Consider the following 13,279-nt stretch of genomic DNA (forward strand, 5'->3'; position numbering starts at 1 on the left):
AAAATTAGAGATTCCATGGTATTAAAATATGGAATGTAGGTTTTTTGCGTTTATGACAACACAATCCATTTCAGCTTGAAAGGACTTTTTAAATACGTATACTTTCTTCTCGGGCTTTTCACAATAGGAGCATGTTCATCCGAAAGAAATACCTGGACCAGTAAAGCCTACCATAATGCCACTGCGCATTACAACGGTTATTACTATGCAAAGGAAGAGGTTAGGAAAGTAGAGAATACACTCTGGGAAAGTTTAATAGACGACTATAATAGGATCCTGAGGTTATACCCCGAGCTCGATACAGCTTTAGCAAAAAGTTATGACAAGGAAATCCAGGAAGCTATAAAAATGGCATCGATTGCCATTCAACGACATCCGAATAGCAAATGGGTAGACGATTGTTATATACTCGTAGCGAAGGCTCGACTCTATAGTATGGACTGGGGTAACGCCGTTCAAACTTTAAAATGGGTGAACTCCAAAAGCAAGGATCCAGATGCCCGGCATAAAGCGATTATTCAACTCGTGCGTACTTTCACCGAACACCAGGAATTTAATAACGCGCAGGCCGCCATCGATTTTGTTGAGAAGGAAGAGTTGACAAAAACGAACAGAAAGAATCTGCTCATCGAAAAGGCTTACTTCTATCAGGAACAGGAGGATTATGACCGCATGGTGAGAAACCTCACTGAAGTGGCGCCAATGCTGAAGAAAAAAGACAAGCCAGGGCGAATATATTTTATCATTGGTCAGGTTTATCAAAAGTTGGGTTTCGAAGCGGAGGCGTTCAATTTCTATAAGAAATGTATAGCGACGAATCCGGAATATGAAGTCGATTTTTATGCCCGATTATACCTCGCGCAGGTGACTGAAATTTCGCGAAGCAAAAGCGTGAATGCAGCACGTAAGTCTTTTAGGAAACTGTTAAAAGACAATAAGAACAAGGAATTCAAAGACAAGATTTTTTATGAAATGGGTGTTTTTGAACTTAAACAAAAGAATCTGGATGAAGCTATTGCTAATTTCAACAAATCCATTCGCGAAGGAACAAACAGGAGAATTGATGGCGAAGCTTATTTAAGACTCGGTGAAATCTACTATGACACACTTCGAAAATACGAGCTTTCTCAGGCGTATTATGACAGCGCGATAACTTCATTGCCAACGGATTACGAGGGGTATGCTGAGATCAAAGCACGTCAGGAAATTCTGGATGAATTTGTAAAAAACCTGAATACCATTAAATGGCAGGATAGTCTGCTGGTGCTGGCTGGCTTGGATTCAATAACCATTCGGACAAAAATTGATTCTGCTTTTCAAGCCAAAAAGGCCCTGGCCGACGCAAAAGAGGGTAAGAAAAAGAGAAGACGTTCCAATAGAATTGATATTACATCCAACGCCAATAGTGTTTTCGATACCGGTGGTGACGACGGTAATGAAGAAACCACTGACTGGTATTTTGGAAATCTTTCTGCTATGAGTCTTGGGCAATCCGAATTCAAACGCATATGGGGAAATATTCCGTTAGAAGATAATTGGCGCCGATCGTTGCGTTCAACGGCAAACCAACCGGCAAATCAGAATGCCGCGGATGCACCAGCAGAAGCTCAAGCGGTGGCAGCAGAAGAGGCAGCAGCACCGGTCGATCCTGTTGCTGCCGAGTATGAACGTATCGATAAACAGATTCCTCGGACGGAAGAACAAAAGAAAGCGGCCCTCAAGCAAATTGAAGATGCCTACTATAATCTTGGAGATATCTATTACTTCAAATTATTGGAAAAAGATAATGCCGTGATTACTTACAATAAACTCCTCGACCGATTTCCGGAAACTGAATACGAACCCGAAATATTGTATAAGCTATACCTGTTCTTTAAAGAAACCGATGCGGCGAAGTCAGAAGTATACGCCTCACGCCTGAAAGCCGAACACCCTAACTCCACTTTCACAAAAATTCTCCTCAACCCAGATTTTCTGAAAGAATCGAGCCAGGCGGTAGAACGGCAAAAGACCTTGTATAAAAAAGCTTATGAGGAATTTGAAGCTGAAGCGTACGACTCCAGCCTTCAGACAATTGAAGAAGCGTATGCCATCGGAGAGAATAGTTTTACACCATCCCTGGATCTTTTAAAAATTCTTATTGCTGGTGAAACGGAGGATATAAATAAATATCAATACCTGCTCACTGAGTTTATTAACGCGCATAACGATGATGAATTGGGAGCCTACGCGAAGAAGTTACTAGAGACTTCTCAAAATTTTCAAAAGAATCAGGAACTCAACAAAGGCATCCAATACATTCGATCGTTGGAGGAACCACATTATTTTTTGATTGTCTATAAGACAGAAGAGAACATGAGTCTGGCGGCATCAACAGCATTGTCAAAATTCAATGAAGATAATTTCAAAGATCTTAAACTTAAGACAAGCAATTTGGTGTTAAATGATATGTACACGTTAACATTGGTTGCAGATTTGCCGGGTATAACTACCGCACTTGATTACATAAAGACATTCAACGAAAAGCTCAGTACCCTTACCGAATTCCGAAACCATAAATTCCATAATTTTGTAATTACTAAAGACAATTTCGATATATTTTATAGAACAAAAGGCCTGGATGAGTACCTCAAATTCTTCGAAAAGAACTACCCTGCAGAAATTCAATAAAATCCTGTTGCTGAAAGGCTCGTGGTTTAAAACACTGGTAAAAGCAATTTGGATTCTTCTCTTGTGCCTTATAGTAGGCATTCCGTTATATGTCTATTCGGTACGCTTTGATGTTTTTGGGCTTTTTGGAGGAATGCCTAGTCTCAAAGCGATCGAGAATCCCGAAAATGATTTGTCCTCTGAGTTGGTCTCCGCCGATGGTGTTTCTCTCGGCCGTTATTTCCGATATAACCGAAGCCAGGTAACCTACGATCAGCTCTCGCCAGATCTTGTTAACACCCTCTTGTATTCAGAAGATCACCGATTTTATGATCACTCAGGGTTAGATTTTCAGGCATACTTAAGAGTTCTCTACGGTGTTCTTACTTTCAACTCATCTTCTTCAGGTGGTGGCAGTACAATAACCCAACAGTTGGCTAAAAACCTTTACACCCAAAATCCGGAGTTGCAGGGAAGTTTAGCGAAGTTAGGAAAACTTCCCAGCCGCATCATTCAAAAGACCAAAGAATGGATCATTGCCATCCATCTTGAAAGGAATTTTACCAAGGAAGAGATCATTACCATGTATCTTAATACCAGCGATTTCAGCAGCAATGCGTATGGTATCAAGGTTGCCGCAGAAACCTATTTTAACAAACAACCCGATAGTTTAAATCTTCAGGAATCGGCTGTGCTTGTCGGCATGCTGCAGGCGCCTTCTTTTTACAATCCAAAGCGGAACCCCAATAACGCGCTTTCGAAAAGAAATGAAGTGCTGTATAAACTCTTTAAGCATGGCTATATTAAAACCCGTGCGGAGTATGAATCTCTTAAACTTCTACCTATTGAACTGCGGTATTCCATTCAAAACCATAACCAGGGTCTCGCTCCCTATTTCCGGACCATCATCAAAAATGATTTAATGGCCTGGTGTAAAGAGCACGGCTATGACCTGGAAGAGTCAGGATTAAAAATTTATACTACAATTGATAGCCGAATGCAACGGTATGCCGAAGAAGCGGTGGACGAAAACATGAAAGCTCAGCAAAAAATCTTCGATGCTCACTGGAGAAACAAAAATCCATGGATCGATGATGAAGGGAATGAATTGAAGGGATACCTCGACTCCAGAATAAAACAAACCGATGCATACCGCTTGCTGATAAAAAAATACGGAAAGGATAGCGACTCCGTTAAGATCATGCTGAACATCAAAAAACCGATGACGATTTTTACGTGGAAAGGTGAACGCGATACTTTATTCAGTTCCATGGATTCGTTAAATTATTATAAACGCTTCCTTCACGCAGGTTTTATGTCAATGGATTCACAAACCGGGGCAATCAAAGCATGGGTTGGTGGAGTCAACCATAAATATTTCAAATACGATCACGTTCGGCTCGGTACGCGGCAGCCGGGTTCAGCATTTAAACCTTTCGTATACGGCACTGCCATGGAAGCAGGGTATAACCCTTGTTTGAAGCTTCAAGATGTTTCTCCTACGTTCAATGTACCCGGAGGAACGTGGACACCGCCGAATGCCGAAGGTGACCGTGGAACCGGAGAGTGGCTGAATTTACGTCAGGCGCTTGCGCAATCTAAAAATTCCATAACAGCGCAAGTACTGCAACGTGTTGGAGCCGAGAATGTCGTTGATTTTGCAAAACGTGTAGGAATTAAAAGTCATCTGGATGCCGTGCCTTCACTTTGTCTCGGTGTGAGCGACGTATCACTTTATGAGATTGTGGGAGCTTATAGCACGTTTGTTAATTTGGGAATTCATACGCAGCCATTTTACATTTCAAGGATTGAAGACAAAAACGGAAACGTAATTGAAAATTTTGTTCCAAAAACGCGTCAGGCAATCAATGAACAAACAGCATTCAAAATGGTGTACATGCTGATGGGCGGCGTCGAGGAAGCCGGAGGAACATCCATTGCGCTTCCTTATGACCTAAAAAAGGATAACGAAATTGGGGGAAAAACAGGAACAACAAACAATGCATCGGATGCGTGGTACATGGGTGTTACACGTGACCTCGTTTCGGGGGCTTGGGTAGGGGGAGACGAACGCAGCATCCATTATCGCGAGTGGTCTTTGGGACAAGGTGGCAAAATGGCGAGACCGATATGGGCCAGCTATATGCTCAAGGTGTACGGTGACGCAACGTTGGACTATAAAAAAGGACAATTCAGACGGCCTTCGACTGGTCTTGATATGACTATGGACTGCAGAGCATACGACACACCTCAAGATGCTCCAAATGACCAAACGGAAACCTGGGATCCAAATCTTTAATCATGGCGGCGGATGTGGATGACCGGCTGAAAGATGTCGTTCAACGTTTACCCGATTCTCCAGGGGTTTATAAGTTCTATAATCAGGATGATGTTTTGATCTATATTGGCAAAGCCAAAAGCATCAGAAAAAGGGTTAGCAGCTATTTCTCCAAAAGCTCTGGGATTAATCGCAAAACACTACGACTGGTTTCTGAAATTGCCAGGATAGATTATACCGTTTCCAATACAGAGTTTGATGCGCTTTTACTTGAAAACAATTTCATCAAGCAGAATCAGCCAAAGTATAACATACTTCTTAAAGACGACAAAACATTTCCTTACATCTGCATTCTGAAAGAACGATTTCCGAGAATCATTTACACCAGAAAATATTTGCCAGAACAAGGAGAATATTTTGGTCCGTATTCGAGTGTAGTAGCAATGAAAAATGTGCTTGAGCTCACGCGGAAACTATATTCCATCCGAACCTGCAGCTTATTGCTCAGCGAAACAAACATTGAACAAAAGAAATTTAAAGTTTGCCTTGAATATCATCTGGGCAATTGCAAAGGCCCTTGTGAAAACTTTTATGATGAAAAATCTTACCGGGAAGAAATCGAACAAGCGCGGCATATTCTTAAAGGTAATCTGACCATTGTATATCAGTATTTCAATACCCACATGAAAACAGCCTCTGCCAATCTGGAATTTGAACGTGCGCAGCGATATAAAGAAAAGCTTGATACGCTTGAACGATTTCAGGCAAAGTCACTTGTCGTAAATCGCGAACTTACCGATATCGACGTGTTTACCATTACAAGCACTGAAGAATATGCATATGTAAACTATCTTCAGATAAAAGAAGGATCCATTATCTATTCGAAAACAGTTGAGCTCAAAAAGAAACTTGACGAGCCCGATGACGAATTGTTAAGCTTTTCCGTATGGGAACTCCGCGAACAGCGAAACAGTGATAATAAGCTGGTGTTTACCAACATCCCTATCGTTGTACCGCAAGACAACATAGAAAATGTAATTCCGAAAATTGGCGATAAGAAAAAATTATTGGCCTTGTCGATCAAGAATGCATTGGAGTTAAAGAAAGAAAAGGAAATACTTCGCGAAGGAAAAAAGTCTAAACAAATCGAAGTATTGCTTACACTTCAAAAAGATCTGCAGCTTCAACATCTTCCTAGCGTTATAGAATGTTTTGATAATTCGAATTTCCAAGGCACTACACCCGTCGCTTCTATGGTGCGTTTTGTGAATGGCAAACCCGAGAAAAAAGGATATCGCCATTTCAATATAAAAACCGTAGAAGGCCCAAATGATTTTGCCTCCATGAAGGAAATTGTGTGGCGCAGGTACAAGAGAATTCTCGAAGAAGCTGCTAAACTTCCGGACTTAATTGTGGTGGATGGGGGTAAAGGACAACTAAGCAGTGCATGTGAAGCGCTGAAGGAACTGAATGTTTATGGCCAGGTGCCGATTATCGGGATCGCAAAAAAGTTAGAGGAGATTTATTATCCAGAAGATCCCTTCCCATTGCACATCAACAAGAAGTCTCAAGGGCTTCTTTTACTTCAATTCATACGGGATGAGGCGCATCGCTTTGCAATTACCTTTCACAGGCAAAAAAGAAGCAAAGGCCAGTTGAAAACGGAGATAGAAGGATTGGAGGGAATAGGGGAAAAAACCGCAATGAAACTCCTTAAGCATTTTAAATCCGTTAAGAAAATCAAGGAAGCGTCATTTGAAGAAATTGAAACGCTGATAGGAACGAAGAAAGCCGAAATCGTTAAGAAATAAAAAAGGGAGATTGTAGTCCCCCTTTTTTTGTGTGTCAGAATATTTTTTAGAATTCCCACAGGTTGTGCTCTTTTTCCATGAGCATCATCTCTGTCCACTCACGAGCCCAAACACCCTCACGATAAGGTCTGCCATTGCCACGGTATGTATCATCGATCGTTTCGTCATCAGGGTTCTGAACCTTGTATATCGTTCCCTGGAATAATCTTAACAGAATTGCATCAGCAAAATTTTTGTTTTGCGCTGTGTTTAATCTGTTAAACCAAACTGCTTTTGGAATATTATTCCGGAACAGTTTTTCCAAATCTTTATACTTGAACCATCCGAGCGAAAGATCAATCCCCGTAGTGGTTTTTGATCCCGGGACGATAATCTCTATCCCTTGAATATCATAATACAACCTTGAGCGTCTTCTGTCAAAGATCATGTCTTCCATTAAATGAAGTGTACTCATGTCAATGATAGAATACTCCAAGCCGCTACCTTGCGTTGTCGCGGCCCAATTGTCTGTTGCATCTTCACTTGGCGTAACTCCCTGGCTATCTTGAACAGCACGGTAGTTCCTTCCGTTGTGAGTCACTATATCATCTGTATAAAATGTCTGCGTGGGACTCCAGGCAGGGAAAGTCTGTGCCTGCTCAGATACCAACCTGCTCAGAAAATCCTCTTTGGAGAGTTTCGTCGTGAGAGAGTCGTTCTGATATACATCCGTTAATTCCCCAGACTTAACTGCATCAACAATAAGCTTGCTGACCTCACCGTTCTTGGCAAAAAAACCTTTGTTTTGTTTTTCGCGCAGATCAATGTTTCTCCACACTCTTACTTTGTAATGCTGTTCATATACTGGTATTGGATTAAGGGAGTTCGGATTGTATTGTACTTCCAAATCCTGAACCTCTTGAGCCATTACCCCACTCATCGCCGAGGAAAGTAATACTATGAATAGTGACTTCTTCATCATGTTTAGTTAATAGGGATCTGAATGATACCGCTTGAACCTTTAGGTACTACTTTTTCTTCTTCGTCCTTATAAGTTCTGCGAGAAACATCTTTAATATCAATAATAACTCTGTCGCCTGGTCTGGCTTGACTAGTCCAAGCGCGTAAGTCAGGGTTTTCGTTAGTTGCATTCATACGTTGAACCCCTGCGGTTCCGCGACCCAAGATAACTTCCGCTCTCTTAATTCTATAGCGTGCATCTTTTGGTACTTCTTCTTTGAAGTTAGCCTCTGGTTCAGCCACAATGCGGAGGGCGCCGATTTGATTAGCACGTATACCTTGTCTCAGATCCACCGGATTATTACCCACATAGGCTACATAGCGAGGATCTGGTACATTTTTCACATCGAAACCTTGATTTCCGATAGCGGTACCTGCGTTACTAACAGCAACAGAAATCTTTCTTTGCTTAGGGATGATGGTAACTCTTCCAGGTTTGTCACCTTTAATAATTTCAGCTGATCCACCGGCCGAAAATGCTGGGTTATAAGCTGTTCCCAATGCGGGCACTTCGATAAAAACCGTGTTACCACAATTCATATAAAGTGTCGGTGCATTACCGGTTGTAACCCGAATAGTTGGTTGCGCCACTTCATATTCAATGTTTTCTGTAAACGTTCTATCGTTCATCTTGATTTCAGCCTTGAATGATTTTTTCGCAAAACCATGAGAGTCGTATCCACCACCTTGCGCAGTAAATTCAACCTTACCCATTTTTACACCTGTCTTATCTTCAATAACAGGAAGTTTTGAGCCGTCCTTGTAAAACTCAGGTAGGATAGCTGTTGACGAACCTGTTAAAAACATTTCAGCTTCGTACTTGGCACCAGCCGCTACAACCGAAGATTTTGCTCTCACCATTGGAACAAATTGGTCGAAGCTAATTCTATCTGCTCCGGCTTCTTCGCGAATTTTATCCAAGGCACGTGCCTCATACTCTAAGATCTCAGTTTGCGTCTGTGTAACTGACGCAAGCGCGGCAATTACAGGCGTGTTTTCAAACGTAAATGTCAAGTAATCTTTACGCACGTGATCATCATCACTTGCAAACAAAGGGATTTCCTTAGGCGGCTTAGCCAGCTTATCAAAGTCTTTAATACCTGAAAGATCGCTTAGCTGCTTAACGTAATCCGTTAAAAGTTTCTCATACTTTTTTCCTTCTTGCTCATTAGACTTAGGGTCAATCATCATCGCAGCTACTTTAGAACTGTGATCATTAATAACTCTTTCATCCACTTTATCAGTACCAGAAGTCTTGATCATTTTTTGTTTCAATGCATCTATACTCTCCAGGGTACTTTTAGTTAAGTCCCTTACCTTCTGTGCGCGTTCTTTAGCACTTACCACATTAGCACTTTGGCTTTTACCAGCTTCTTCTATAATGGCTGCCAAAGTTTGCTCACTCTTCTTCTTACCGTCTTCAATTAATGCGGAGAGCGTTTCATTGATGATCGCAAACTTCTCGAGTACCGCATTACTTACCTGAAGGGCGAGCAACGCAGTGAGCACGAGATACATCATGCCTATCATCTTCTGACGCGGGGTTTCTTTTCCACCTGCCATGTTGATTTTTTTGTTTAAACGTTAGAAACCTTTATAAATTATGCGTTTTGTCCGCCACCTTTCATGGCTGTCAGCATGCTGCCATACACCTTATTTAACGACGTCAGATTATCAGTCAGCTTACCAAGCTCGCTTGTAAACTTGGCAGTATTGTCGCCAACTTTTGATAATCCATTCATTGCACCTGTTAAGCTTTCATAGAACTTGTTCATATTCTTAACATGGCTATCTGCATCTTTCAATTCCATTTCATAAACAGAATTTAAAGCAGCAAGATTCTTTGTTACTTTCTGAACTTGTGAATGATATTCACCTGCATCCTTAGAAGCTTCCGACATACTGGATACAGCCTTAATAGCTACATCGTACGACTTGTTCATTTCTAAAAGTTGGGTAGATGCTTTCTTTACGTTGCCTGCATATTCATTTGTGGCTACCGCTGCATCAGAAAGCGTATTCATTTTCTTTGCTGATTCCGCCAGGTTATTCAACCCCTTGCCTAGGCTATCCAAAAGCTCGGGACCTATCTTTGCTTTTTCTAACGATACGTCTAACTGCTGCGTTAACGACACGCCAGGTTTGTTAGAAATTCTGGTTGGTACAGCAGGTGCTTCATAATCTTCGCCGAGTTCAGGATAAACCTTTGACCAATCCGGTTCTTGATGAGGTGGTTCAAAAGCACTTAGAAAGAATATAACAGCTTCAGTTGTTAATCCAATAAATAGCATCTGGTCAGCACCTTCGTAGTGGAGAATCTTGAATAAAGCACCAATAATTACGACTGCCGCACCAATACCATAGACTTTTGGCATTATGGTTTTGTAGAGAAGTTCAACAAATCCGCCTTTTTTCTTGCTCATTGTAGTGATGGTTTAAATTGCCTTTTGATGTTTGAAAATAAAAAATATAGAAATTAAAAAAATTAAAATTCCTGACCTGAAGAGCGGCCCAAGTGAGTCAATGCGCAACGGAAGCCGATATACGCACGAGTTGAATCTTTGAATTCGTACGTTCTTGTACCTGTTTCGAGGTAATAAGCAACGTCTTTCCAAGAACCACCACGCACTACCTTTTTAGGTGGAACACGTGGATTGTATTTAGCGCTCTCAGGATTTGTTCTAGGGTCGATGTATTGAGGATTCAAATCCCAAACTGTTGGAACAGAAGCAGGGTTGAAATCATCTAAACACCACTCCGACACATTTCCTGACATGTCATAGAGACCATAGTCGTTAGGGAAATAAGATTGAACAGGGGATGAGTATGCAAAACCATCGTCATAAAAATTTCCACGACCAGGTTTAAAGTTTGCCAGCATGCAACCCTTTGAGTTACGGATGTATGGATTACCCCATGGATACTTCGCCATGTCACGACCGCCACGGGCCGCATATTCCCACTCAGCTTCAGAAGGAAGTCGGAATGCAGGCATAGGGAAGTCACCTACGCTCTTTCTGTAATCATTCAGGTATGCAGTTCTCCATTGTCCAAAGAATACAGCAGCATCCCAGTTAACGCCTACAACAGGATAATCATCATAACCCGGATGCCAGTAATAATAATCCTGAATAGGGTCACCCATGTGGTGCGCAAAATCTCTAACCCAGGCAGCTGTATCAGGATAGTATTTTTGACGGAACGTTTCAGCATCTACGGTTTCAAAACCTTCGATGCTTCCGTTATCAACTAAAAAGAAGTTGGTGAATTGACGATACTCGTTATTTGTGATTTCAGTGTCATCCATGAAGAATGAACCAATCGTAACTTGCTTGTTAAAATTAATCTGCGTGGAAGCAGGATCTTCATCAGCTTGCCCCATGTGGAAAGTACCTGAAGGAATTGGCACCATACCGAAGGGAATGGTCATCACCCAACCCTCACGTCCTGGAACGCCAACAAGTTCGCCTTGATCGCCGCCCTTGTTACCGCCTAGGCCAAGTAACCCACAAGCGCTGACTCCGGCTCCCGCCAGAATTAAAAGTATTTTAGAAACAACTCCTTTATTCATACTTCTTTTGCTCAGTTTGTCTACGCTAATTTTCGTATTAAAAAGTTAACTATTTATTCTCCTTTATTCTTGAGAAACTATTTACAAATTCCACAAATTCTTAGTGATCCTTAAACCAATTGTCGGTTAGTGCCTATACCGAGGGGTTCGAACGACTTTTTTACCGCTGCCCGGATTGACCGGTAGGTCATAACTCAACATTACCTCTAAAGAAAAGTTTTCTTTAGCTGCACGATCCCATATAATAAAATCCACAGCTGATCCCAGTTTTAATGATTTGTCCTTTAAAAGGCTATAACCTAACAACAAACCAACCGCCTCCTGACTTCTAAACGCCAAACCTCCCCACATCGTATCTTTGATGTGAGCAATTCCTGCAAAATCAAATTGCGTTTTGTTGAGATCCGTTCTAACATTGGTGCTGAACTGCACCTTCAAATCAAAACTCACTTCATAAAAATAACCTCCGGTAAAATTAATATGATTAGCAAGAGCGCCCCGTACACTGTCTGCGCCAAAATCAAATTTTGATCGTAGCAAGTGATTAAATCCGACGCCTGCATAATATTTTTCAGTACGATAAAATACACCCAGACCAATATCAGGTCTCACCTGTGATTCTTTACCTTCAACGATCAACGGATCTCCTTCTTGTATATATCTATAATATTTTCCGTTAATCGTCTGCGAATAAATTCCAAGCTTCACACCGAAACTTAATTTGGTTTCTTTAATACCAAGGTGATAAGCATATGATACTTGGGCTTCAAGATTATTTTGCGGACCGAGTTGATCACGTAAAATATAAGCACCAAAACCACTTCGTAATTTGTAGATAGGCGTAGTAAAACTTGCCATGGTTGTAGTCGGTGCGCCACCATCTCCAAAGCTGGACTGGTACCCAATCCATTGGCTCCTGTGAATCGCCTGCAGTCTAGTAACGCCATCGACACCCGCATATGCAGGAGTGAGGTATAAGTTATTAAACATGTACTGTGTAAAGAGCGCATCTTGCTGTGCAAAAGCACTGGCTCCAAAAAGGGATAGCACAAGGGTATAAAAAGTCCTTTTCAGCATTAAGATTAAAAAGTAGAAGTTAAAGTAAGCGCTTTTTCACGACACTTTCAAGGAATGTAATTAAAGTGTAATAAAATAGGCTACTTTCTAAAATTCAATAAATGAACGAGTTATTTGATGCCGTTTGCCTTCTTTATGTACAGCTCCAGAGCACCTGTCATCGATGGTGCGTTGGGTAGCGGAGCCTCTATATCAAGGATTAAACCAGCATCACGAACTGCCTTGGCAGTGGTGGGTCCGAATACGGCGATTCTCGTATTATTTTGTTTGAAGTCCGGAAAATTTACGAACAAGGAATTGATACCTGAAGGACTAAAAAATGCCAGGATATCATAATATACTTCTTTCAAATCAGAAAGATTCGCAGCAACCGTATGATAGATTATTGCTTCGGTATAATTGTATCCGCCATCCTTTAAAAAATCGGGAATATCATTCTTGCGGATATCCGAACAGGGGAAAAGGTATTTTTCGTTTTTGTGTTTTTTTAAAATTTCTAAAAGGTCTTGCGCTGTCTTAAGGCCAGTAAAAATTTTACGCTTGCGAATAACGATGTACTTCTGGAGGTAATTTGAAGTCTGTTCAGAGATGCAGAAATATTTCATTTCTGGAGGCATCTCGATTTTTAATTCTTGACAGATGTGAAAAAAATGATCTACAGCATTTCTACTGGTAAAGATGATCGCAGTATGATTTAGAATATCAATTTTCTGCTTTCGAAATTCCTTAACGGGAACGGGCTCGACCTGAATAAACGGTCTGAAATCAATTTTTAAATTGAATTTCTCTGCCAGTTTCAAGTAAGGAGAATTAGCATCGGCGGGGGCTTCTTGAGTCACTAGGATACTCTTTACTTTCCGCATCCTGTCAGTTGCAATTTCACTCATATCTTCG

Annotated in this window: 9 protein-coding genes; 3 read left to right on the forward strand and 6 right to left on the reverse strand. The window is 41.3% G+C overall.

From position 1 onward, the window contains the following. Window positions 1-75: 75 nt before the first annotated feature. Genes P2W71_RS04900 through uvrC form a run of 3 tightly spaced genes read left to right on the forward strand, consistent with a single transcriptional unit; the run spans window position 76 to window position 6,738 of the window. Window positions 76-2,670 carry a tetratricopeptide repeat protein gene (locus P2W71_RS04900; RefSeq protein ID WP_276367826.1) on the forward strand — a complete coding sequence of 865 codons (2,595 nt, stop codon included), beginning with the start codon at window positions 76-78 and terminating at the stop codon, window positions 2,668-2,670. Further along, a complete protein-coding gene (locus tag P2W71_RS04905) occupies window positions 2,621-4,948 on the forward strand; it encodes a transglycosylase domain-containing protein (protein ID WP_276367827.1) in 2,328 nt (775 codons plus the stop codon). The genes P2W71_RS04900 and P2W71_RS04905 overlap by 50 nt, the downstream gene beginning before the upstream one ends. Window positions 4,949-4,950: 2 nt before the next feature. Further along, entirely contained in the window at window positions 4,951-6,738 is a 1,788-nt protein-coding gene (gene uvrC / locus P2W71_RS04910; RefSeq protein ID WP_276367828.1) for an excinuclease ABC subunit UvrC, read from the forward strand. Window positions 6,739-6,784: 46 nt separating this feature from the next. On the opposite strand, the gene gldN is transcribed toward uvrC, so the two are convergent. From gldN to P2W71_RS04940, 6 genes are all read right to left on the reverse strand, one after another. Beyond that, window positions 6,785-7,699 (reverse strand): gliding motility protein GldN, encoded by a 915-nt coding sequence (gene gldN, locus P2W71_RS04915; protein WP_276367830.1) that lies wholly within the window; start codon window positions 7,697-7,699, stop codon window positions 6,785-6,787. Window positions 7,700-7,701: 2 nt separating this feature from the next. After that, entirely contained in the window at window positions 7,702-9,300 is a 1,599-nt protein-coding gene (gene gldM, locus P2W71_RS04920; RefSeq protein ID WP_276367832.1) for a gliding motility protein GldM, read from the reverse strand. Between the two features lie 38 nt (window positions 9,301-9,338). Next, window positions 9,339-10,160: a gliding motility protein GldL gene (gene gldL / locus P2W71_RS04925; protein WP_276367835.1), complete on the reverse strand. Its 822-nt coding sequence runs from the start codon at window positions 10,158-10,160 to the stop codon at window positions 9,339-9,341. A gap of 62 nt (window positions 10,161-10,222) precedes the next feature. Beyond that, entirely contained in the window at window positions 10,223-11,308 is a 1,086-nt protein-coding gene (locus tag P2W71_RS04930; protein ID WP_276367838.1) for an SUMF1/EgtB/PvdO family nonheme iron enzyme, read from the reverse strand. 126 nt (window positions 11,309-11,434) lie between these two features. Next, complete coding sequence (locus tag P2W71_RS04935) at window positions 11,435-12,385, reverse strand: type IX secretion system membrane protein PorP/SprF (protein ID WP_276367841.1); 951 nt, start codon at window positions 12,383-12,385, stop codon at window positions 11,435-11,437. A gap of 110 nt (window positions 12,386-12,495) precedes the next feature. Then, window positions 12,496-13,272, reverse strand: a complete 777-nt coding sequence (locus P2W71_RS04940; protein WP_276367844.1) for a uroporphyrinogen-III synthase — start codon at window positions 13,270-13,272, stop codon at window positions 12,496-12,498. Between the last annotated feature and the right edge of the window lie 7 nt (window positions 13,273-13,279).

This window comes from Chryseolinea sp. H1M3-3 (genome assembly GCF_029360725.1).
Lineage (GTDB): Bacteria > Bacteroidota > Bacteroidia > Cytophagales > Cyclobacteriaceae > Chryseolinea.

Coding starts and splice junctions, on each gene's coding strand:
- uvrC (WP_276367828.1), top strand. CDS start 4,951: ATGGCGGCGGATGTGGATGACCGGCTGAAAGATGTCGTTCAACGTTTA.
- gldN (WP_276367830.1), bottom strand. CDS start 7,699: ATGATGAAGAAGTCACTATTCATAGTATTACTTTCCTCGGCGATGAGT.
- P2W71_RS04930 (WP_276367838.1), bottom strand. CDS start 11,308: ATGAATAAAGGAGTTGTTTCTAAAATACTTTTAATTCTGGCGGGAGCC.
- gldL (WP_276367835.1), bottom strand. CDS start 10,160: ATGAGCAAGAAAAAAGGCGGATTTGTTGAACTTCTCTACAAAACCATA.
- gldM (WP_276367832.1), bottom strand. CDS start 9,300: ATGGCAGGTGGAAAAGAAACCCCGCGTCAGAAGATGATAGGCATGATG.
- P2W71_RS04935 (WP_276367841.1), bottom strand. CDS start 12,385: ATGCTGAAAAGGACTTTTTATACCCTTGTGCTATCCCTTTTTGGAGCC.
- P2W71_RS04940 (WP_276367844.1), bottom strand. CDS start 13,272: ATGAGTGAAATTGCAACTGACAGGATGCGGAAAGTAAAGAGTATCCTA.
- P2W71_RS04905 (WP_276367827.1), top strand. CDS start 2,621: ATGAGTACCTCAAATTCTTCGAAAAGAACTACCCTGCAGAAATTCAAT.